The sequence below is a fragment of the Tunicatimonas pelagia genome (assembly GCF_030506325.1).
Taxonomy (GTDB): Bacteria; Bacteroidota; Bacteroidia; order Cytophagales; family Cyclobacteriaceae; genus Tunicatimonas; species Tunicatimonas pelagia.
In genome coordinates, this window is sequence record NZ_CP120683.1 from 1,297,954 (window position 1) to 1,321,806 (window position 23,853).

Annotated in this window: 14 protein-coding genes and 1 tRNA gene; 4 read left to right on the plus strand and 11 right to left on the minus strand. The window is 45.4% G+C overall.

All coding sequences use genetic code 11. From position 1 onward, the window contains the following. The 4 genes from P0M28_RS05390 to P0M28_RS05405 form a co-directional block, all read right to left on the minus strand. On the minus strand, window positions 1-1,371 hold the full coding sequence (locus P0M28_RS05390; RefSeq protein ID WP_302208583.1) for a c-type cytochrome: 1,371 nt from the start codon (window positions 1,369-1,371) through the stop codon (window positions 1-3). A gap of 250 nt (window positions 1,372-1,621) precedes the next feature. Beyond that, a tRNA-Cys gene (locus P0M28_RS05395) sits at window positions 1,622-1,692 on the minus strand. Between the two features lie 89 nt (window positions 1,693-1,781). Continuing rightward, a complete protein-coding gene (rpsA, locus tag P0M28_RS05400; RefSeq protein WP_302208584.1) occupies window positions 1,782-3,566 on the minus strand; it encodes a 30S ribosomal protein S1 in 1,785 nt (594 codons plus the stop codon). A 243-nt stretch (window positions 3,567-3,809) separates the two neighbouring features. Then, window positions 3,810-5,507 (minus strand): M28 family metallopeptidase, encoded by a 1,698-nt coding sequence (locus P0M28_RS05405; protein ID WP_302208585.1) that lies wholly within the window; start codon window positions 5,505-5,507, stop codon window positions 3,810-3,812. A gap of 198 nt (window positions 5,508-5,705) precedes the next feature. On the opposite strand from P0M28_RS05405, the gene P0M28_RS05410 reads away from it, so the two are divergent. After that, a complete protein-coding gene (locus P0M28_RS05410) occupies window positions 5,706-6,920 on the plus strand; it encodes an OmpA family protein (protein WP_302208586.1) in 1,215 nt (404 codons plus the stop codon). Between the two features lie 8 nt (window positions 6,921-6,928). On the opposite strand, the gene P0M28_RS05415 is transcribed toward P0M28_RS05410, so the two are convergent. From P0M28_RS05415 to P0M28_RS05430, 4 genes are read right to left on the minus strand one after another with little or no spacing between them, the layout of a single operon-like run. After that, window positions 6,929-8,293, minus strand: a complete 1,365-nt coding sequence (locus tag P0M28_RS05415) for a DUF4302 domain-containing protein (protein WP_302208587.1) — start codon at window positions 8,291-8,293, stop codon at window positions 6,929-6,931. Next, window positions 8,290-9,147 (minus strand): substrate import-associated zinc metallohydrolase lipoprotein, encoded by an 858-nt coding sequence (locus tag P0M28_RS05420; protein WP_302208588.1) that lies wholly within the window; start codon window positions 9,145-9,147, stop codon window positions 8,290-8,292. The genes P0M28_RS05415 and P0M28_RS05420 overlap by 4 nt, the downstream gene beginning before the upstream one ends. Window positions 9,148-9,149: 2 nt before the next feature. Next, a complete protein-coding gene (locus tag P0M28_RS05425) occupies window positions 9,150-10,745 on the minus strand; it encodes a RagB/SusD family nutrient uptake outer membrane protein (protein WP_302208589.1) in 1,596 nt (531 codons plus the stop codon). A 27-nt stretch (window positions 10,746-10,772) separates the two neighbouring features. Continuing rightward, window positions 10,773-14,132 carry a SusC/RagA family TonB-linked outer membrane protein gene (locus tag P0M28_RS05430; protein WP_302208590.1) on the minus strand — a complete coding sequence of 1,120 codons (3,360 nt, stop codon included), beginning with the start codon at window positions 14,130-14,132 and terminating at the stop codon, window positions 10,773-10,775. 545 nt (window positions 14,133-14,677) lie between these two features. Here P0M28_RS05430 and P0M28_RS05435 point away from each other — a divergent pair. Then, window positions 14,678-16,093 (plus strand): fasciclin domain-containing protein, encoded by a 1,416-nt coding sequence (locus P0M28_RS05435; protein WP_302208592.1) that lies wholly within the window; start codon window positions 14,678-14,680, stop codon window positions 16,091-16,093. 56 nt (window positions 16,094-16,149) lie between these two features. On the opposite strand, the gene P0M28_RS05440 is transcribed toward P0M28_RS05435, so the two are convergent. Further along, a complete protein-coding gene (locus P0M28_RS05440) occupies window positions 16,150-16,917 on the minus strand; it encodes an anti-sigma factor (protein WP_302208594.1) in 768 nt (255 codons plus the stop codon). Between the two features lie 155 nt (window positions 16,918-17,072). Between P0M28_RS05440 and P0M28_RS05445 the strand changes: the two genes are divergently transcribed. Both P0M28_RS05445 and P0M28_RS05450 read left to right on the plus strand, forming a co-directional pair. Next, window positions 17,073-19,472 (plus strand): PKD domain-containing protein, encoded by a 2,400-nt coding sequence (locus P0M28_RS05445; protein WP_302208595.1) that lies wholly within the window; start codon window positions 17,073-17,075, stop codon window positions 19,470-19,472. A gap of 102 nt (window positions 19,473-19,574) precedes the next feature. Further along, entirely contained in the window at window positions 19,575-20,168 is a 594-nt protein-coding gene (locus tag P0M28_RS05450; RefSeq protein WP_302208597.1) for a hypothetical protein, read from the plus strand. A gap of 302 nt (window positions 20,169-20,470) precedes the next feature. Here the strand turns inward: P0M28_RS05450 and P0M28_RS05455 are convergent, their stop codons facing one another. Continuing rightward, on the minus strand, window positions 20,471-21,076 hold the full coding sequence (locus tag P0M28_RS05455; protein WP_302208599.1) for an AAA family ATPase: 606 nt from the start codon (window positions 21,074-21,076) through the stop codon (window positions 20,471-20,473). 145 nt (window positions 21,077-21,221) lie between these two features. Then, window positions 21,222-23,816 carry a hypothetical protein gene (locus P0M28_RS05460; RefSeq protein ID WP_302208600.1) on the minus strand — a complete coding sequence of 865 codons (2,595 nt, stop codon included), beginning with the start codon at window positions 23,814-23,816 and terminating at the stop codon, window positions 21,222-21,224. Window positions 23,817-23,853: the final 37 nt, after the last annotated feature.

Below are 23,853 nucleotides of genomic sequence, written 5' to 3' on the forward strand. Positions count from 1 at the left end.
TTAGTAATGGCACTTAGAGCACTCCAAACCACCAATATCTTCCACCCTCATGGGTTCTTTCGGGTTTTCAGAGTTGTGTAGTTCCAGCAGCTTATCATAGTAAGCATTATCCTTGGCATTGACCTGGGTTTCGCGGTGGCAGTTGATACACCAGCCCATCGTAAGTTCAGATGCTTGATATACCACTTCCATTTCCTGAATTTCACCATGACACGTTTGGCATTCCAAACCACCCACATTTACGTGTTGAGCGTGGTTGAAGTAAGCTAAGTCAGGCAAGTTATGAATACGTACCCACTCAATAGGCTTTTTGTTATTACCGTAGGTTTGGGTCTCCGGGTCAAAGTCAATGGCAGCGTAGATTTTCTGAATATGTGGCGACTCCGTTTTGATCTGCTGATGGCAGTTCATACAGATATTGGCCGAAGGAATATTCGCTGATTTGGCCTTCATTACTCCGGTGTGGCAGTACTGGCACTCGATCTCGTATTGTCCGGCGTGCAGAGCGTGCGAGAAAGGAATAGGTTGCTTAGGCTGATAGCCCTGTTGCACTCCTACTGAGAACAGCCCATCGAGCACTAATTTCACCGTGATAGCCAGGAAGACGAAGAGCATCATCCCAATAAATGGACGACTCTTCACCACCTTCTGAACATCAACCTTTTGGTTAATAATCTCTCGGTCAGCTTCGTCTAAGTCTTGCTTCTGATTCAGGAATCGGGTGAGCACCGAAATGATAAGCACCAGTACCAATAAAATAAGCACTAACACCACCAATAAGCCAACAATGATAGCCGTGAGGTAGCCAGAAGGAATACCGCCCCCGCCAGCTACTACAGTTTCACCACCTTCGCCCCCACCAACTGGAGCTTCAGCCTGAGCTGGTGCCGAAGCTTCGGCCTTAATGTAGCCTAAGATGTTAAGTATTTGCTCATCAGAGTAATCCGAGAAGGCGGGCATCAGCGTTTTATTGTATTCGTTGTACAAGTTCACGGCGTACTCGTCTCCACCTTGGATGACCTTCTGAGAATTTTTGATAAACGCTACCAATGTTCCCAGATCGTCCCACCGCTGTTCTACCCCAGCTAGAGCCGGACCTACCACTTGTTGGTTGATGGCGTGACAAACCGTACAGTTATTATTAAAGATGCTTTCTCCTTCAGCAATAGCCTCCGGACTGGAGGGTATACCACTTCCGTCATCACCTCCACTAGCCTCCGCCGGAGCAGCATCCTCAGTAGCTGCCGCGGTTGTATCTGCCGCTGCATCTTGAGCAAGAGCAGTAGACCAAGAAAGCGTAAGGAAGGTGAGTGAGAAAAGAATACAAGTTAAAAAAGCGAATCTTTGTAGTTTCGAGCAACAGTCGTTCATTATAACCCCTGGTTTAAATCCTCACAAAAGTAATACGGGAATGCTTATATTCAAACACATTTACATCAATTTGGTATTCCAATTGTGCCAGATGTAATATTTTCCTAAAGAATCTGATATTCAGCCACTTAGTTCAAAGTGTTTCGGACTAAATAGCTAATTTAGAAAAGATATAAATAGTAAGTTAGGGAACTTATTGAGAAGAAAGAGAAGCAAAAAAAATAAAACCCATCTACTGATGGGTTTATTGAGGTAGCGAGCGGATTCGAACCGCTGTAAGAGGTTTTGCAGACCTCCGCCTAGCCACTCGGCCACGCTACCATTGCAAAGCAAAACTACGGGTTTTATGCCCTTTGTCAAAGCAAAAAGGGGCTTTGTCCCCTTTTTGCTAAGATAAATGCGTTCTGCCGCTATTTATTGGACTTTTCGTCTTGCTTCATTTGCTCTTTCAGATTAGATAGAGCTTCTAAATCACCTAACGTAGACCGTTCAGCTTCGTTATTACTATTAGAAGTAGAAGCAGAGCGTGTGGGTTTTGATGCAGCTTTCTTCACCTCCACCTCACGATAGGTTGCCGTGTGCGAAAGCACAATACGCTTATCGTCCTTGGAGAAATCAACTACTCGGAAGTCAATAGCCTCTCCCACCTCGGGTTCGCTACCATCTTCTTTAACCAAATGCTTACTTCCGGCAAAGCCTTCAATTCCGTACTGTAACTCAACTAATGCTCCTTTATCCATCTTGGTCGTGATCGTACCTTTATGCACAGAACCAACTGGGAACAGATCAGCAAAAGTATCCCACGGATTTTCTTCTAGCTGCTTATGACCCAGTGCCAAACGACGGTTATCTACGTCAAGCTCCAGCACCTTCACCTCTAGGTTATCACCCACTTTTACAAACTCTGAAGGGTGTTTAATCTTCTTCGTCCAGCTCAGATCAGAAACGTGTACTAACCCGTCAATACCCTCCTCTAGCTCTAAGAACAGGCCAAAGTTGGTTAGGTTACGTACAATACCGCTGTGCGTAGTGCCAATCGCGTACTTCGTTAGTACATCAGCCTTCGTCCACGGATCTTCGGTTAGCTGCTTAATGCCTAACGACATCTTGCGCTCCTCGCGGTCTAGCGTAAGCACTACAGCATCTAGCTCGTCGCCAATGTTAATAAAATCTTGTGGATTGCGAAGGTGCTGCGACCACGACATTTCAGAAACGTGAATCAGCCCTTCTACACCGGGCATAATTTCTAGAAATGCTCCGTAGTCAGCTACATTGACAATTTTGCCGTGAACTTTGCTACCTACCTGAATTTCTTCGGCTAGCGAATCCCACGGATGAGGCGTAAGCTGCTTCATTCCGAGCGAAATACGCTTCTTCTCATCATCAAAATCCAGTACTACTACATTCACCTTCTCATCTAAGTTAAGCACTTCTTCGGGATGATTGATGCGCCCCCAAGAAATGTCCGTGATGTGCAGTAAGCCATCTACTCCACCTAGATCGATGAACACCCCAAAATTGGTCATGTTCTTGATAATACCTTCGAGCACCTGACCTTTCTCCAGATTGTTGAGGATACGGGCTTTTTGCTCTTCTAGGTCTTTCTCAATCAGTACCTTGTGCGATACTACTACGTTATCGTTGGCGTAGTTAATCTTTACCACCTTCACTTCCATCTTCTTACCCACGAACACATCAAAGTCGCGAATGGGCTTCACATCAATTTGGGAGCCAGGTAAGAAAGCTTCTACTCCGTAGATGTCGCAGATCAAACCACCTTTGGTACGACGCTTTACCGTACCTTCAATTACTTCGTCAAAATCTAGCGCGTGCTGAATTTTCTCCCAAGCGCGCACAATCTTCGCCTTTTTACGAGATAAGATTAGCTGACCTCGCTTGTCTTCTTGCTCTTCGATATATACTTCTACTTCGTCCCCTACCTTCAGATCATCAAGGTCGCGGAATTCAGAAATAGAAACCAATCCATCGGACTTAAAACCGATATTCAAAATAACGTCGCGATCGTTAACTCCCACTACCGTACCACTGACCACTTCTTTCTCATTGATCTGAGTAAGAGTGTCGTTGTACATTTCGGCCATGTGGGCTTTTTCTTCTTCAGAGTATTCTTCGCCAAAGCCTTTGTTATCGGCCTGATCCCAATCAAACTCTTCTTGTACTTGCGTTTCTGCCATAAAATATAGTTTGCTCAGTTTACACGCCAGACGTAGAGCAATTGGCCGGGCGGTTTAATTAAACATAAATAGAGTAATGATAGAATTTCCTTACGATAGAAGGTGTTCTAAAAGTTCCGCAAAATTACAATTTTTCTGGTTTACAACAAGCAACGCTGGAAAATAGTCCATAGCTTTCAGTCCACAGTCGATAGTCCACAGTCCACGGTTGGTAGTGCGCGGTTAAACTTCTGGTACGATCAACTATGGACTAGACAATGACTCCTCACGGATGGCTTTGAACTCGGAGCCCTCTTTCCACCGAGGAAATGTTTCTTCGTTGCTAATCCGGTAGCCAACTTTAAATAATAGGTGGGCATCTTGCACCATGCCTGCTAGGTTCCATTCGCTTTCATTGTACTCATCAGAAGGCTGATGATAATCGCGCTGAGTCCACTCCTCCATTTTAGCCTGCGTCCACTCTACGCCTTGTTCAGCTTGTTCATACTCGCCACTGGCGTAGAGAGCCGGAATACCCACTTTGGCAAAACTGAAATGATCGGAACGAAAGAAATACCCTTTCTCCGCATTGGGGTCAGGTATCACGTAGCGATCTTGCTCTCTTGCCACCGCTTCCGCGTAGTCATCTAACTCGGATTGACCGTAGCCCACAATGGTCAGATCTTTCATTGAGCCTCGGAAGTGGATTCCATCCATATTGATATTCGCTACGGTTTGGTTGACCGGATAGATTGGGTTTTCGGCATAATACGCTGAACCCAGTAACCCTTGTTCTTCGGCCGTAACTGCCAAAAACACAACGGTTCGGTCGGGTGCTTTTTCCAGCTGACTAAAAGCATTGGCCACTTCGAGCAATACGGCAGTTCCGCTGGCGTTATCAAGTGCTCCGTTGTAAATAGAGTCCCCGTTGATTGGTTTACCCACTCCCAGATGATCCCAGTGGGCGGAGTAGATAATGTATTCGTTAGGCCGTTCGCTACCGGTTCGTTTAGCGACTACATTCTGGGATGTAGCTTCTTTATACGTAACATTTAGTTTAAGATTTATTGCCAACCCCATCGGAATAGGCCGGAACCCTGGCGTTCGGGCTTGCCCCAGATAGTTTTCAATATTAGCTAGCTCCAGCAGTTGGCGTGCTGATTGTTGAGAAACCCAACCTTCAAAAGCACAACGAGACTGGTTGCCATTTTCTGATCTTAAATACAGCGCATTGCCCGTCCAGCTACTTTGTACTACGTTCCAAGCGTAACCTGCCGGAGCAGTATTGTGAATAATAATGACTCCCTCGGCTCCCTGACGGGCAGCTTCCTCGTACTTATAGGTCCACCGTCCGTAGTACGTCATGGTATTACCTTTAAATAGCGCACTATCGCTAGTGCCGAAACCCGGATCGTTGACTAGCACCACCGCAGTTTTGCCGGTCATATCAATTCCTTTGTAGTCGTTCCAGTTATACTCAGGAGCCACAATACCGAATCCGCAGAATACCAACTCGGAATTACCAACCTCAACACGATCGGTAACTCGGCGGGTTAGCGCTACAAAGTCTTCCCGATAGTTTAGTTCTACGGTCTCACCGGCTCCTTCAACCACCATTGTTTCTTCGGGTACGGCCGCAATTTCTACCAGCGGAACTGCCTGAAAATAACTATCACCGTTGCCCGGTTCCAGTCCGATAGTATTAAAGGCATTTTCAAGATATTGGATGGTTTTTTTTTCACCTTCGGTGAACGGCATACGCCCCTCAAATTCGTCGGAGGCTAATGTCTGTATATGCTTCTGCAACCCTGGTTCGGTTATCGCTCGATCTAGCGGTGCATCTACGCTATTTTCCTCGCTTTCAGAGCGACAGCCCACAATTATTACTAGCGTAAATAGGATTAGCGGAGTACCCAAAATAAAAAATAAATGGCAGCCTGAGTCAAAAAAAGCTTTTTTCATATTGTTAAAGTGCAATTTACAGGATTCTATTTGGTATTTTTTCTTACATCTGGCAGTTTTCTCTCTTTTTCTAGTAGCAAAAATACGCAGTTGGTTTTTCAATTGTACAGAAAACAAAAACAATTGTCTATTACCATGACTATTATTGGTTTACTATACCGATTGACTCTTGCGCTTTTGCTTGGTTTAAGCAGTAGCATGTCTCTTGGTACTACGTTGAATAATCATTTTACTGAAGATATTTTAGCTGAAGAACTACCACCAGGTGTCTATTTGGTAGTGGGGGCATTTGAGTACGAAGATAATGCTAAAAAGTATACTGAGCATGTTGCCGAACGGGGTCTTTCGGCGCAATACGCATTCTATCCTAAATCAGGTTATTTCTACGTGTATACTTCCTCAGCAATATCTGCGGAGGAAGTGACTTCTGCTTACCAAGAACTTCGAACCAGTCAAGAGTTTAGTGAAGCTTGGATTCTAGTAGCTGAGGAAGATCATTTGGAAGTTGAGTGGGAGAACTCGGCGGCTGAAGAAAGTAGTTCGGCAGATACTTGGGATGACCCGATCAGCGAACCTCTGGCTCGTTTGGAGAACCTGCAAGATAGCACACCTGCTGCTGAAACCATTCCTTCTCCGGTTTCACCAGTAAACACCAAGGAGCAGAATAGTGATAAGATTGAGAAGTTGAGTCAAAAACCTATCCTTCATATGAAATTTCAGGCTACTCAAGAAGATAATGAGCAGTCCGTTGTCGCTACTGTACAAGTAGTAGAAGGGGCTCGCTCCCGAAATTTGGGTGAGGTTTCTACCGATGAGGTACTGAGTGTAGATAAAACTGAAGTACTGGATAGTGCTCTTCAAATTATTCCCTACGCAATGGGGTATCGTAAAGTGCAGTTTGATCTTCCCTTAAACCTAAGCAGTACTGATTCTGCTTGGCAATTAATTCAATACGAAGGAGATACACTAGTAATGGATATGCCATTACAACGCCTGGAGAAAGGAGATATCCAAATTATGTTCAATACCTATTTTTACGGCAACTCTTCGGTAATGCGGGAACGCTCTCGCTACGAAATGAATGAGTTAGTTAAAATGCTAAAGGAGAAACCCGATATGCGAATTAAGCTACACGGACACACCAATGGGTCGGGCCGGGGGTTTATCTACATATACTCGCCGGAATCGAAGAACTTCTTTGACCTGATTCAGAATAAGGAGCATAAAAAGAACGGGGTCGGTTCTATCAAACTATCTGCCTTACGAACGGAAACAATTAAGAGCTATCTGGAGCATAAGGGTATTTCTGGCGACCGAATTGAAACCCAGGGCTGGGGTGGAAAGCGTATGATCTATCCCAATGATACTCCTCTGTCTAAGCATAATATTCGGGTAGAAATAGAAGTGCTGTGAATAGATACTTATGGTGTATCAGCAAAGAACACGAAACTCCACCCATTACAAGGGTTGAAAAACTCGTATCGCTCGGAGTCCGTCCTAATTACCCGGGTTTGCCCCCCTTCGGTTAACCTATTTAAGTAGGTGCTCATGGCTAAAGTATCTACCACCGCCGTAGTATCGTTATATAGTGTGAACTCAGGAGCAAAATCAAATTGATACTGATTACCCACATTAGTAGTTGTAAAATCTTTCAGGGCGAATGTAGCTGAACCGCTTTCGTTGACTACCAAAAAACCCATCGCTATGAAGGGATTTTGCGCTCGGTTCGCGTAGTACAACTGCAATTGCTGTACCCCCTCAATATCATTCACTACTTGCTGCCCCACCGAAACCCCATTATCATAGATAAGGCCTAGTGGGCAGCGGAAGAGATTGAAGTCATTTCTAAAGTTGGCCCCACCCGGACTCGACAACGTTGGTTGTAAAGCAATTGCATCATCAGATTCAGCGATAGTTCCTTGGTACTGCTGAATATTGAAAGGTTGGTCACAAACCTCAATGGGAGATGCGTCAGTCATATCTTGAAAATTAATCGCTGGAATATTCACGCTATTGTTCAGAAAGTTACCTACTAGTGGTTCATCCAATACAATAGAGCTACCTTGGACAGTGTACCCAGTAGAGAAGTTAACACCCTGGCTACGCTCCCCTGACAATGTAGATGCTGAAGTAAAACTAAGCGTACGTAAAGCAGTATTGAGCGATATAAACAGCGATAAATCCCGATTAGCGTAGTTTAGGCGATATACCGGAGAAATTACTCCTAAACTTTCAGACAGGTTCTCTAAATTAGTATTAACCGTTCGCCCCAAAAAACCTTCAGCATTCTCGGGTGCTGGTTCAAACGCTAACGTTGTGATGGCAGTAAGGTCGGTTTTGCTTCTAAAAACTAATGCACCATCGGGGGTTTCATTCACGTAGTCAAGCTCATATTCAGCCTCAAAGGTAGCTCCGCCTTGTTCAAACAGAAAGCTAAAAAAAGAGTAGGTTTCAAAAATTAGCTCTAACCCCATAGAGTTGTCTACCCGGTACGTTATCGTTTGATCGTAGAACTCATTATCATTCTCTCCAAAGTCGGTTTGAATGCGTACGTTACCCTGCTCGTCAAAATTGAGTAGCACTACGTACGAACCAGATTCCGGCACAGGCCGATAGCGCAATATCCATCCATTCGTTGGGGCGGTTAAACTTTGTTCTAAACCCGTGATAGCCGCTTCTACCCGCTCATCAGCAGTTTGTTCAAAAAGTAACTCTTCTTCTGTACTACGACATGCCCCCACCAGTAGCAGTACTACACTAAATACAATATATCTATAATTTCTCATTGCAATCGTTCTTGTATCCGGGCTCGGAGCTGTAACAAGTCTACTCCTACGTTTCGCTGGTAATGTTCTACAATAGCATTATACTTAGTTCGCAGCAATGCCCGCCCCTGGTTTCGCTCTAGGCAAGCTTCATCAAAACAGTTTTCGTCTTCAACGTATTCGCTAAAAAAATTGGGTTCGTAAAGCAAGAAGGCCACTACTTCAGCAAAGTCTTCGTTTACGTCGCTGGTGCCGTAGGGAGAAACAAAGCCTCGTCGTAGTGCCTCACTATCATCAAGTGTGAACCACGAACCACGCGAAGTATACCCTTGCGGAGATATTTCCTCAAAACCAGGAGGTAGATCAAATAACTGATGCATAATGTGGGCGTACTCATGGTAGATTGTGCCGAGCTGACGAAACAGCCATTCCTGATTCTCTAAGTCAATAGAGTTGACATCGGTTAAGGTAATACGGGCTCCGGCATCGGCTGTACCCAGTACCACTAAACCATCGCCAGCATAAATTAGTGAACCGATTAGCACCACTTCGGCGGGCACCGTATTTCTAAAGTACTCCTCACCATTAGCAATTTCTTTGTACGGATTGATCCAATACTCAGTCAGAAAATCCAACGTAGGTTGCACTAGCTCTTGGCGGGGAGGAGTTACCCGATTGCTAGGATCCACGTAGCGGTCTACGTAGCGATAGCGTACTGCTACTCCGTAGGGGTCGGTAAAGTTTTCGCGAATAAAAACATCCAATGGGTTATTGGAAGGCTCAATCTCCCGAACGGGAACATTTAGTTCGTTATCGCCATTACAGGCGAATAAGATTAGTAATGGCAAATAATAGATATAGCGTAGCATCTTCATAGTTAGCGGGGATTAGGGCGAAGTTCACCAATTTCTTGGGCAGCTTCAGGAATTTGCAGAGCCTTGCGGTTATCGTTTTCTGATAAAGTAGCCGTACTGCCATCGGGATAGCTATGTGTCACCGCCAGTCTGTACCGCTTAATATCAAACCAACGCAACCCCTCGTGAATAAATTCTTTAGGCCGCTCTTGTTGTATAATATAATCTAGCAATAAATTCTGATCAGGCACTCCGGGGGGTGAGCGGTAAGATTGACGAATGATTTCCATCGTAACCTCCGGCGCCCCTTCGTACCGATGGTTGGTCAACACCTGTAGGTCAGCAATCGCCTCATCAATCCGGTTGAACTGGGCATAGCTCTCAGCCCGATTTAGTAGTACCTCTTCCCCCCGAAACGCCACAAAGATTGTATACGGAAACCCTACGTTAGACGTAAGGCTCGACCGTTGGAATAGTCGCTCAAATTTGGCCGCCAATAACCCTCCGTCTACTCCAACCCCGCCAAACTGAAAAGCTGGGTCACGTCGTAAGTCATCAGCGTTAAATGGATTGTCGCTAAACATTTGCTGATAGAAGTTTCTACCCGGATAGAACCCTACATTGCTGTATATAAACGTTTGTTGACGGACAAGTAAGAGGTTGGCTTCCTGGTTAGGCGAAGTGCGTAAGCGGATATAGTCATCGGTATTGGTTCGCTGCGCCAGTAGGTCGGCCAAATCTTTAACGTAAAAGCTAGGATCGCTGCCCAGCAGCTCCGTGCTGTAGCGAATACAGTTCTCAAAATCATTCTTATACAAGTAAAAACGAGAGGCTAGGGCTAGTGCAGATTCCCGACTGAAATGATATTTTCCGGAGTTAGCGTAGAACGTAGCATCAACCAGTTCTAACCCGGCCAACATATCTTGCTCTATTCGGTCGTAGACCTGCTGTACCGTAGCTCGTCGGTAGGTTTGAATAAACTCTGTTTCGGGAACGGTTACGTAGGGAATACCCAAGTCAGTACTAGCGGTCTGCTGATCATAATGTTTCGCAAATAAGTTTATCAACATAAAGTGGCCGTAGGCTCGAGCGAGCAAGGCTTCGCCCCGTACGGCTCGTCGCCGTGCTTCATCGCCGGGTAGCTGGTCAATAACAGCCAGCACTTCATTGGCGTGGGCAATAGCATTGTAGGTAACACTCCAGAAAAACTCCGGTGTATCCTGGTTAGTAGGCTCCGCGTTAACCTCTTCCCAGGCGTAAATCCGCAATTCGTTTTGCCGCTTGCGGGTTCCGTTCGTGTAGCTTACCTGATCGCCCATCCACTCATTCATGACATTGTAGGCCGCTTCGGAATAGGAATTCGTCAGCAACTGCGCCGCTTTTTCCAGGTTATCCAGCTCCACCCGGTTATCGGGGTTTTCATCTAAGTAGTCGTCGCAACCCGTTAGCAGAATAGTCAATAGTCCTATAGTCCACAGTCGATAGTCGATAGTCCACAGTCGATAGTCGATAGTCCACAGTCGATAGTCGATAGTCCACAGTCGATAGTCGATAGTCCACAGTATACTACAAAGTGATCGTGGACTATTGACCGTCGACTGTAGACTATTTCGCTTCATGTTTCTCATTTCGTATCTCATATTCCCCTAAAATCCTACATTTACTGATACTGTAATCTGCCGGGGTTGGGGCAGGGCTACTCCACCCGACGAGAAAAACTCAGGGTCTTGTCCATTGAGGCGGTCGTCGGCATACAGTAGCAGCAAGTTCTGACCAGCCACCGAAACCCGGGCATTGCTGGCGCCTATCCGATCGACCCAACGTTGGGGTAAACCATAAGTAAATTGCACGTTCTTGAGCCGTACGTGGTCACCATCCGCAATCCGTACGGTACTGCGGTTATACAGATCGTAGGGATTGGCTGCATCAAAAGCACTAGCTCTGGGGTTGTTCCCCGTAAATTCAACCGCCAGAATCGCCGGCACATCCGTAATTTCTTCATCTCCCGGCACTACCCAACGGTTAATAAATGATTGGGAGAACGAGCTAAAGTCAGTATACGTAGACCGAAACGCATCGTCGAGACGAATTTTGTAGCCGAACTTATAGGTCAACAACACACTTAAGGTTAAATTTTTGTAAGTAAATATATTGGTGAACCCACCGCCACCTAGGGGTTCAGCCGGGCCTTCGTACTTAAGCACATCTCGCAAATTTTCGCGTTCCTGTAAGTCATAGCCGAACACTCGCTCACCGCTAGCATCAAAGAAGGTAGGAATGCCCCTTTCGTTGAGGCCCGCAAACTGCGCGGAGAAGATAGAACGACGAGGCCCTCCTTCTACCGCAGCTCCTTCGGGCCGAAGGGCATCGGCAATAATGGGGTCAAAATCTAAGCGGGTAATCTCTGCATCGGTATAACCTATGTTAGCACTGGTGGTCCAACTAAAGTTCGGAGTGTATACGTTCAGCGTATTAATGGATATTTCAAACCCTTCTGAAACCATGTCCGCGTAATTGCCTAACCGGTACCCACCGTTGCTGCTAGTCGACTCGTTGCCGCCCGTGCCACCAATACCACTAGTTTGCAATAGTCCAATTAGATCAAAAGAATTACGACGATAGTAATCTACCGTACCCGAAATACGATCTTTTAGTATACTAAAGTCTACTCCAACGTTAAACTCTTTAAGCTTCTCCCAAGTCAAGTCATCATTCTCCAGATCGCTGATAAACAGGAATGACTCATTATCGGTAGGTCGCAGGGTTACATCCGAACGTAGGTTCAGCAGCGCACTTACATCCGGCCCCAGATTCGCCGAAAGTCCGTAGGTAGCCCGCAGCTTGAGTGAGTTAATTGCCGGAACTTTGAAGAATGATTCGTTGGTGATGTTCCAGGCTCCGCTGACGTTCCAGGTAGGCAAGTACCGGGCTGCTCGACTGCGGCCGAGCCGGTTGGAGCCATCGTAGCGTACCGTTCCGTTGATGATATACTTTTCCTTAAAAGCGTAGCCTGCATTGAGAAAAGCCCCGGCGAATCGTTCCCGGTCTTCCGCCAACTCGTACAACTCAATACCTTGACTGTTCAGGAACGCAATCATGTTAGGGTCCGTGTTGACAATGCCACCGCTTTCGTAGACCACCCCGATACCACTCGCCGAACGCTCGGTGCGATCAGTATACTTAATCTCTTGTCCCAGCAATACACTTACATCGTGTTTCTGGAAAAATTTACGCGACCAACTTACATCATTTCGGACGTAGAAGTAATCCAGGCTAGTTTCGTCTAAATAGTTAAACCCACCCTCGGGCAGCACAATTTTAGGTAAAGAACCCGGATCATCAGGATCATTGAACAACAAGCGGTTGCTCTGCCGAATGAATTGGGTTTGAGCTGCCCGGTAGGCTTCGGCCTGATTAGACCGCTCATGAATGATATGTTCCTGACGGGTAGTGGCATGTCGTCCCTGCACGGTACTACGCACGCTCAGATTATTGGTAATATCGTAAGTAAGCGTAGCTTGGGCAGAAATATCAGCCACACGGATGTCAATATAGTTGAGATCAATCTCTTCCAGAATATTAAAATCAGCGTAGTTACGGCGGAAATACTCTAAACTTCCATCGGGGTTATACGGCCGGATAGAACGACTAGTGTTCAGAGCGTAGCTTAGGGGGTTGATATCGAAGTCGCGTCTGAACTCTCCGGTGATGGGGTCGAAGTCGCGATCGGTGGTACCGGGTACGCGCTGCTGACGGTAGCTGGCGGTTAGTTTGGTATCCAGCGTGAAGCGATCCGAAAAGAAAAAGGTATTTCGCACGTTACCAGCGTAGCGATTTACCCGATCGGCAATGGTCTGTCCGTTATCATTCAGATAACTCAGCGAGTAATAGCTATTATAGTTTTCGTTACCTGCTGTCAAACTCACCGAATGCTGCTGTTGGAGCGACTGATCGCGGAACAATACATCAAACCAGTCAGTATTGGCGTTTTCGTACTGGTTCAGAAACTCTTCGTTCAGCCCAAGGTTCGGCCCCCAGTTAATCTCCTTATTGGATATCTGGTTAAACATCTTTCCCAGCACCCCGTAGTTCTCGGCCCGTACCGAAGTAGTGATGTCAATCAAGCCCTTCTCGTACATTTCTCGGTAGATCGACATTTCATCTGCCGAATTCATGATGTCAAACTGATTGTAGTTTGGGCGTAGGCTCGTACTGAAGTTACCCGCGTAGTTCACCCGTAGCTGACCACTTTTTCCACGTTTGGTGGTAATAACAATTACTCCGTTTTTGGCCCGCGTTCCGTAAAGGGCCGTGGCGGAAGCATCGCGCAGCACCTGAAAGGTTTCTATATCGTCCGGATTCAGTCCGGCAATGGATGACGAGGTAACCGTATTCGGGTCTCCGGTGATAATATCGTCGGCATCTACTTGGGTGAGGTCTTCCAGAATTACCCCGTCTACTACGTACAGTGGCTGGTTATCGCCATTAATCGATGTGTTTCCCCGAATACGAATTCGCGGGGCGGTGCCGAAAGTACCCGATACATTATCTACGCTTACTCCGGCTACTTGCCCCTCTAGCATTCGGCTGGCATCCACCATACCCGGCTGACGGATATTTTCCATCTTAACCATTTCAGCGGCTCCGGTAAACAGCTTGCGCTCTACGTCTTGAAAACCAGTGACCACTACCTCACCCAGCTCCTGCACATCTTCGCGCAAGTCTACATTAATGGTGGATTGCCCGCCTACCATTACCTCCAGTGGATTGTAGCCAATGAAGGAAAAGATCAAAGTGTCGCTGGTGCTTACCGTTACTCGGTAGTTACCATCAATATCAGTGATGGTGCCCCGGCTGCTTCCCTTAACAGTGACGTTCACGCCGGGTAGGGTAGAATTATCAGTGGCGGAAGTTACTGTTCCGGTAACCGTGGTTTCTTGGGAGTAACTACTGAAGCTAGCTAGCGATAGAAGGATAGAAATAATTGATAGTAAAGGTTTCTTCATATACACGAGGGTTATGACACTGCACTCATAGTAATTGTAGTTCTTTTCGAGAAATTATAACTAGGCGAAAGTACGATATTACCCCAAAACAGCATTTATTATTTTAGGGGCTATCCACCAAATTATGGGGTTTTTGAAATTTTCTTTTCAGGTTCAGGTTGTCAGATGTACCCAATTGTATGAGTAAGGTAGTGAATAGCTGCGGTTGTACTTGACTTGTAAACTGGTTGGTTAGCACCCCCTAAGTTTTGAATATTTGACGAAGACTCCAAACATTTTATTGGCTCATTGGGCTAATAGCAATTATTTTCCCGTAACGGATAACCTTTTGGTTTAGTATACTTTTTCACACGGGCTAGCTATTTTTCCGAAAAAACGAATATTCACCCTAAGATTATTTATTTCAAAAACATTTCTAGTCTAGCTGCCGACATTCTTTCCACGATTTTTGGCATAGAAGTAACTTTTCAACATTTTGTTTGGAAGTTGCAAAAACTACTACCAAAAAGTGTATATTGAGCCGTTTATAACCTTTCTACTTTACTATGCAAAAGATGTACTCTGCCCAATGGGCCACTTGGCTGTTGCTGCCCTTACTGGCGTTTGTTGTTTCCTGTAATAACGATGATGAAGATGGCGAACCACCCCGCCCTGCTGAAAGTTTGTTTGATATTATCCGTAATACTGAAGGTTTAGATAGTCTTCGGCAGTTGATAGACCCTGATGGAGGACTGGCCAACCGATTGGCTAGTACTGAACATACTGTGTTTGCCCCCAATAATACCGCCTTTGCTAATTTACTGCAAAGTATCGGCTTAGAATCTATGAGCGAGCTATCTGGCAATATTTTGTCTGATGTTATATTCTATCACTTGGTACCCAACGCTACCTATGAGTTTAATGAGATTGATTCGGCTATTACTACCTACAGTCGGTCGCAAATCTTTCCAGTTTTAGAGGGCGACTCGATACGGTTGAATGAAAATACCCAACTTAGTCCTACTTACGTAGTAACTCCTGACCTGCAAGCTAGTAATGGCGTAGTTCACATATTAAATGAGGTACTTCTTCCTCCTTCACTTACTAGTAGCAGTAACACTTCGCCAAGTATTACATCTACCTTCGGTACTGTAGGAGGATTAACGTCTACGGTGGAGCTACCTGGACTCGGGGGCGTAACTACTATGGAAAATTTATTCATTAATCGGGGGTACCAATCTTTACTGACCGGAACTAGTACTAATACTTTTCTAACTCCAGTCAATGGCGCGTTCAATGGCTTTTTCTTCATCTCCCAAGAAAATGCCGAAAACACCATAGACTACCACGTAATAGAAGGGAACGCTGACTTTGCTAGTGGACGAACAATTAATACGCTGTTAAATCAACCTATCTACATGACCCGTATTGACGATGCTCTTTTTCTGAACGGCATACGGTCACTCGATCTAGGATTTACGGCTAATAACGGGCGCATTGTACATTTATTAGGAGTTCTTCGTCCGGCTGAACCACTGGCGGATGTAGTAGACTTGGCTGACGAGTCTAGTGGTGCGTCTTACACAATTTTCCGCACTGCATTAGAAGAAACCGGGATTGACCTAGGTACCGACAAGACGATACTTATGCCTACGGATGCCGCTTTTGAGGCTGCTGGATTAGTTGTTTCTATTGATAGCACCGCCCGGCTCGACCCATCGTTACTCACCAGCGTATTACAAACCCATGTATTTGAGGGAATTAACTTTAGTTCAGATATTGCTGCGGCCGAATCATTAACTACTCCAGCTCTTAACGGGACTTCACTAACCATTACTTTAGTGCCCGGGGAAGGAGGATCCACTATTACGGTAGATGATGCCAATGATGCTACCGAGACTGCTAATGTAGTAGACTTCGATTATCTTTCTACCAGCGGAGTAATTCACGCCATTGACCAGGTGTTGTTACCAAATCCTTAAATACTAAATTCAGTTCTAAATACCACGAGGTGCGTTTGTAACGCACCTCTTTTTGCTTACAGCTCTTCTAACAAGGCTTGAGCATCTACAGCGTACTCTCCCTTCATACTAACAAGTTGCTGAAGGGATGCTACAGCAGCCTCTAGCTGCTCCGATTGGATTTGCGCCAGACTAGTGTACCATAGGGCCGGTTCGTAAAACAGCCCCTGAGCATTATGCAACAAAGGTTCCAGCTTTATTTCGGCCTCCCAAGCTTGGCCTGCTCCCAAGTAACTTACTCCCCAATAAAATTGATAAGCTTCTTCATTAGGTGCCTGGGCAAATAAGCGGATGGCTTGCTCGTAGTCGCCTTGTTCGTAGTAGTACATTGCCTGCCCAGCAGCATCAGTAGGCACCCCACCCGAACGCTCTACTGGATTTACTACGTTGGGATAAGGTTCAAAATAAGTGGCGTATAGCTCCTGCGATGACGCTGCGGGGTTTAGCAGCCAAACGGCAATAAGAACTAGCGCAAAAGACGCTGCGGTGGCTAAGATAAAATAGAGCGGTCGCACCGCCGTATTTGATTTCTTTTCAGATTTTTTCTGAGGTACAGTCAATGGAGTAGGAGTGGAAGCTAACTCCTCCGCCTGTTGTAATTGCTTTTTGAGGGCTTCGGAGCCAAATAAATCAATGCCCGCGGTAATATCCTGCTGTAAACTTACTTCTGCCTTCAGACTTTCATCTTCATTCAGTAAATCTTCAAAGGCTTGCCGTTCTTCCGTATCCATTTCATCGCGTAGATAACGGTCAAATTTATCGTCGTTTTGAGAGTCTCGGTTCATAATTGGGTAGATAAAGTAGGTAACGAATTTTCTTATTTAATAAGCTTCAGAACCATTAGGTAAACAAATATGAAATTTTTTTTCGGTAATGTTTACCTCCTTCCTCCTTTCAGCATTAAGCCCCAAAACCAAACCATATAATTTAATCCATACAAATGATGAACACATTGAACAGATTTTCTCGCTTATGTTATTTAGTGCTTCTTACACTACTGATAGGAGTAAGTGCTTGTAAGACTGAAGACGACCCCGAACCTGTGGGTCAGCCCCCGGTAGCCAATGCTGGAAGCGATTTAGAAGCAGCGGTCGGTAGCTCAGTTACTCTAGATGGCACGGGTTCATCCGATCCTGAAGGTCAAACACTAACGTACGCCTGGAGCCTCACCACCCGCCCCGACGGCAGTAGTGCCTCTATAGGTAGTGCTACCCAAGCCACTACGACCTTCACCCCCGACGTAGCCGGAACCTACGTAGCGACCCTCACCGTTACCGACGAAGATGGTAATACCGATACCGACGAAGCTACTATTACCGCCGAAGAAGCCGTAGGTGAGCCTCCGGTAGTATTTATTGTCAACGAAGATGGTCAGCAGATTAGCGAAGATGCTGAAAACAATACCGTAACAGTAGGAACATCTTATGCGTTGGACGGTAGCAATACTATTGATCCGGATACCGAGGCAGATGAGCTTACATTTACTTGGGAAATCGCTGAAGCCCCCGACGGAAGTACTACTGCTACGATAAATTCAACGAATGAAAATCCTGATGAAGCTAGCTTCGTTCCGGACGTAATTGGGGAGTACACTATTCGCCTAACGGTAGAAGATCCCGACGGAAATAGTGCTACCGCGGAGGTGACTATTGAGGCTGATGCTAACCCAGTACTTATTAATAGCAATATTACTGAAGATCGTACGCTGACTGACGTATTCTCTGATCCTACCCTACCTGATTATCGGGTTACCAGATCAATCAGCACCACTGCTGTGTTAACCGTAGAACCTGGAGTAATTGTTGAGTTTGACGAAAATGCTCTTTTAACAGTGGCTAGTGGTGGAGGGGCATTAGTTGCTGATGGGGAAACAGATAATAAAATCACTTTCACTACTTCAAACCCAGACGGTGGTATCCGTTGGGGAGGTATCTACTTTTCTTCCCAAGATGGACGAAATATTCTAGATAATGTTGCAATCACTTTCGCAGGTGGTACTAACATGCGGGATTTTGCTGACTTTGTTGATGTACCCGCTAATATTGGATTAGGCCAAGGAGCTAAACTAGCTATCACCAATACCGAAATTACCAATAGCGGTGGCTACGGAATGTACATTCGCTTCGGGGAACTTATTGGGTTCAGCAATAATAACGTGAGCAATAACACTCTTTCAGGAGTTGGGCTACCCATAAATATTGCTGGAACAATAGATGCTGCTACTACTTTTAGTGGAAATACGCAAGGTGCCATAGAGATTTTTGGTTCTACTTTATCTGGTGATATAGCCCTGGCTTCTTTAGCGGGAGACGCTTTCTATTATGTTTCGGGCAGTATTACCGCCAACGCTGATCTGACCATTGATGCTGGCGCAGAACTTCGTATGGAAGAAGATGTATTTTTTACGATTACTGACGATGGGTCGTTTAGTGTCAATGGCACCGCCAGCGACCAAGTTACCATGACTGCTTTTGACGAGGATAACCCTTGGGGTGGTATTAAAATGGCATCTACCAGCTCTAATAACAAAATAGATTACGCCAATATTGGCTATACCGGCGGAACAGATATTGGAGAATTTTCTGACTTTGTAGATGTACCAGCGGCTATTGGGCTGTATGCTAATGGGGAGCTTCAGCTTACCAATACGACTATAGCTGATGGTGAAGGGTACGGAATATACAACCGCTACGGTTTTTTGACCACTTTTGAAAACAATACTATTGTTAGAAATGCCGAATACGGTATAGGTCTAGAAGTGGAGCGAGTGAGTGAAATTGATGTAAATACTACATTCACCGACAACACTAAGGGTGCCGTCGAGATTTTCGGTGGAACCTTAAATGAAGGTCCTGGCACTTGGGTAGCTTTAAAAGATGGGGCTAAGTATATTGTTACCGGTGGAATTACCATCCGCGACCAATTAACCATTGAAGCTGGAGCTTTATTTGAGTTTGACAACAATATTCCTTTCGTAGTAGAACAAAGCGGTTCACTCATTGCTCAAGGCACTTCTGATACTATGATTGAGTTCACCTCTATTAGCCCAACAGTGTTTAAGTGGCGAGGAATATTGATTGACTCATCCACTGGCAACAATGTTTTAGATTTTGTTAAAATAACCTACGGCGGTAGCAGCAAGTATGACTTTGATGGTTTTGTTGATGCTTTAACAAATATTGGGATAGGTACTAATGCCACCGTCAATATCACTAATAGTGAAATTAGCAATAGTGGTAACTATGGAATATACTCTGACGGAACAGCAAATGCCAATGTAGAAGATGCGGCAGCTGGCAACACATTTAGTGACAACCCTGGTGGTAATGTCTTTAACTAGATTCCACGGGAGGAGAGGGACTCACTTTCCCTCTCCTATTCATACATTGAACTTATTCCTTAACTTTACAAAAAAGTGTTAACTACATAAACTAACAGAATCATGAAAAAACTATGCACGATCATTGGCCTATTAGCCATGTTCAGTTTCTCCGCCCAAGCTCAAAGCACCGTCCGAGTAGACGGCGGTGGCGGCGGATTAGCCTATGATAAAGGAGATAAAATTATACAACTCGGATTAGGATTAGGCCGAGCAGTAGGCGGTGGCTGGGCCTATGGAGGTGGACTAGGTATATCATTTAATGGAGCTTTTGAGTATGGCTTGCATGAATACTTTAGTGTAGGTCCTTATGCTGCCTTTGGTCGCTATAGCTACGGATTCGCCTTTGAAGACTACAGCCTGACCGCAGTTGCTGTAGGTGCGAGAGGCTCTTTCCATTACACCTCGCTACTTAACGAAATAGCTGATACAAACATTGACGAAGAAAAGTTGGATCTTTACGTATCAGTGCTACTAGGGCTTGAATTTTTCTCTACAAACATTGATAACGATCTTCTCAACTATAATACTACCAGATTTGATGGTGGGGCTTTGTTTGGGGGTCGATATAAACTAAACCCTCGAGTGGCGGTATTTAGTGAGTTAGGGTACGCTGGCCTTTCAGTGTGGACAATTGGAGTATCCTTTCACTTATAGCAATATACAACTCATAATAAAATAGTTGGTAACCTATCGTTGCAACTATTTTTTACTTCAGGCTATATAAGTGTATTACTCATGCAAGTAACAAAGATCACTGTGAACATGTAAGGCTCAATTATCTTTTTAGAGGAGGGGCTGATCTTCATAGAATGTCGTATGTGTGATTAAGTTTTTTTAGCCTTCTAAATAGACAGTATCAAAAAAATTAATGCGGCATTAGTGACCAAACCAGTGATATACTAATCATAAGAAAGGCGGATATCTATCCGCCTTTCTTATGCTAAATACGGCACATATTACGCCTCATTAACTAACCAAATTATCAAGAATACCAAACCAGCTATAAATGATATTAATCCCAAAATATTTATAACTGGTATAAATAGAAGTATAAGACCAACGATCATAAGAATCAATGCGATTTTCAGAGTACGATCTAAATCATTTGTCTCGTTAGGCGACATAGATTTGTACTCCTTCACTAGCGAGCGAACTTCCTTGCGTATTTCTTTCCGCTTAGCTCGTTGCTCTTTTTTCGTCAGTTCCTGCCCATTCATTTCATCAGCCAGCTGACTCATCCGTAGGGCTTTTTCTTTTAACTCGGCGTTATCCGTTTTTTCCACGGCAGCCAGAAGTTGTTGCTGAGCTTGCTCAATAAGTGCCCCGGCATCCCGTTCTACTATCACCTCTTGATCGAGTGAAGTGTATAAATCCGCTTGTTGAGAAGCTATTTTCTCAATTTCTTCGGGTGCCAAAACTGTTGGAGATTGATTGGTGGATTTAGGAGTTTGTTTAAAGTAATACGAATTACCAAAAGCAACTTTGCTCGACTGGCAACTAGAAAACATAACAGAAGTACCTAGGGTAACGAATAGTACCCATAGCATTGGTTTGGTGTGCATAGTGTTAATATTTTTTGTAAAAACCTGTTAAATATACTGACTTTAAGTAAAATCAATAAATTATTTTTTCTTAATCTAATCATTTACCTACCTAGGAAGTATTTCTACTCAGTCCCCATTTTCTACCACAGAGCCAATTGCTAAGCTAATACAGAATATCCTCTCGTAGGTTCATGACTACTTGCGTGTGATCGTTGTCGTAATCGAAAAGCAAGCTTCCGTCCTGCTTAAACAGCTTCACGTGGTTGAGGTTAAACCGGACGAACGCTTTTCCTACCGTAATTCCGGTGAGTACATCCACTTGGGCATTGCCATCGTCAAATGTTCGTAGCCGGATCTTGGCTTGGTCTTTAATCCGCATTTTATCAAAATCTACATTGCCTCCTTCTTCATTAACAATGGTAATAATCCCGCTCTCATTTTTCATAAACTTAAGCTTGCCGATGTTGGCGTAAATCTCGGGGCAATCTTGCCGAAAAGCCGGATTGTGACGATCTAAAGCCTCCAGTGCTGCCGTACCGGGAATGACCATTCCACTTTGCATAATGCAGTGGATTACCGCAAAGAGTCCGGCAATAGTAGGGTCATACTGCTGTTCCTTTAGCCGATCACTCTCAGCCTTCAGCGTTTCCGCCACATCCAGTGCTAGAGAGGCGTTGTTCTCCGCTACGCTACGACCACCCACACTTATGCCTCGGGTACGCTGAGTGGCTGCCTCGTATTGCTCACTGAAGTAAATACTACCACTTTCGTCTAAGGCAATTCCCCGTTCGGCCACCGTATTATCAAAAACCAGGGTCTCCATCAGTTTTCCTTGTTCGTTGAGCTTAGCTACAAAACCCTGTTGTAAATCGGGCTGTTGCGTAGTCACATCCCGTAGCCAAGCTAGTTGCCCATTAGGAGAAAATTTCGCCACGAAAAAACCGATGGCAGATGTATTTAGTTGAGTTTCCGTATCTAACCGAAGTTCTTCTTCGTACCGCCCGGCTAAGTAGACTTGCTGCCGAGAATTAATAGCCAGATATTGCCCCACATCGTTTCCTCTTCCGTTCAAAGTCTTTTCCCAGAGCACTTTTCCGTTGGGGGTTAGTTTAGCCAGATAAATATTCTGCCCCTCACTTACCTGGGGCGAAAGCCGATAGCCCGCGAAATAAATATTCCCCAGAGCATCCACCACTAAATTGTGATTGTTTGCTCCCGGATAAACCCCATTAGAGGAAGCAATATCCCAGATCATTTCGGCTAGCCACTGCTGGTACGGATTGCGGAGCGGCACCAACTCCACCTGTTTCTGAGCGTAGCGGGGCATTACCTTCCCAATGGGTGCATTCACGTAAGTGGGATCGCAAACCACAAATTGCTCGCGATTGCGTTCAACGTACTCTCCTTCTACCCCATCCAGACCTACTGCCGTGGCTACGTGACCCGGATACTGCAACCCAACTACTTTCAAACCCAGCAGTTGGCGAACCAGATACGTAAATAGAGCTGAGCGGTCTTCACAATCCGAGTAGGTAAAGTGCAGCACTTCTTCGGGGAAAAAATATTTCTCCCGGCCAAACTGGGTTTGATCGAGCTGATAATCAAAAGCGGTTTGTACAAACCGGAGCAGTAAGCCCACGGCATCTTCCGAAGTACGGTCTTGCAACAAGGGCTGAAACTGTAAAATTAATGATTCCTTCGCCTCGCGAGACAACGTAGATTCTAACTTTACTCGCAAATCTACTTCGGGATAATCCTGATAGAACTCGATAGCCCGCGCATTGTACGCTAGCTGCACCTGATAGGCTTCTCCCCCGTAGCGGAACGAAAACGTTTTTTCCTGCGGATTTCCTCCCAAACTCAGTGGATTTTGTACATCAAGGTTCAGAATTAAATCGGCTCCGGCGTAATCCTGATCGTAGGTATACAATGAATTGGGTGCTTCACCAATGGCATAATACGTTTGATCGCCAAACTGATAATACGTAGCCGAATAAACGGTGCAGTTGGTCGGAATTAACAAGTATAACTGATTGTCGGTATAGCCAATCTTAGCCCGATAGCGCGATTTGTTGAGTAAAAACCAAGCGGTGAGTGTAGCCCGAGCGTCGTCCGACGGATACAACTGTTGGGTAAACTGCCGGACTAGTTGGTAGTATCCCCAGTCGTTGAGGTTAAACTGATTTTTGTAGCGATACAAGCTATGAATTAGCTCCTTCGTATAAGCTTCGCTTAATGAAACCCAAGCCTCGCTAAGCACCTCAGCATCGTAACGGGAATACTCCGGGAGCTGCATCCGAACATCGTAGGGTACGAAGAGCGAGTTATCGTAGAAGGAAAGCTGCGTTCGCTGGGGAGTGTATCCTCGTTCATCACCTTGAGCCGGTAGCGGTAGCATCAAGCTTCGCGAGCGGCGTAGGGGCCCGGAGGCGGTATCAGTTTCAACCTCCTGGTTAGCCGGAGGCTGCGTATTCGGAGGGTACGTAGGAATAATGGTTGGTTTGGGTGCTGGGGTGATCTGAAGGGCCCGGGACAGCTCAATCTCCCGAAAACGCTCCCGCAGCATCTCGGCGAACAGGCTATCCCGCTCCGCCACAAACTGGTTAAAATCCTTAACGTACTGCTGCTCAAAATTTTGGCGATCTTCCCGCAGTGCCTGTTGGGCTGAGTCTTGCTCCTGCCTAAATTGCTCAAGCGTCTGGGCAAATCCGGAGATTGCTAACCCCACATTCAACGTAAAAACAAATAATATTTTCATAGTGTTGGTGAGTGATTGAAGTGCTGAAGAACTGAAT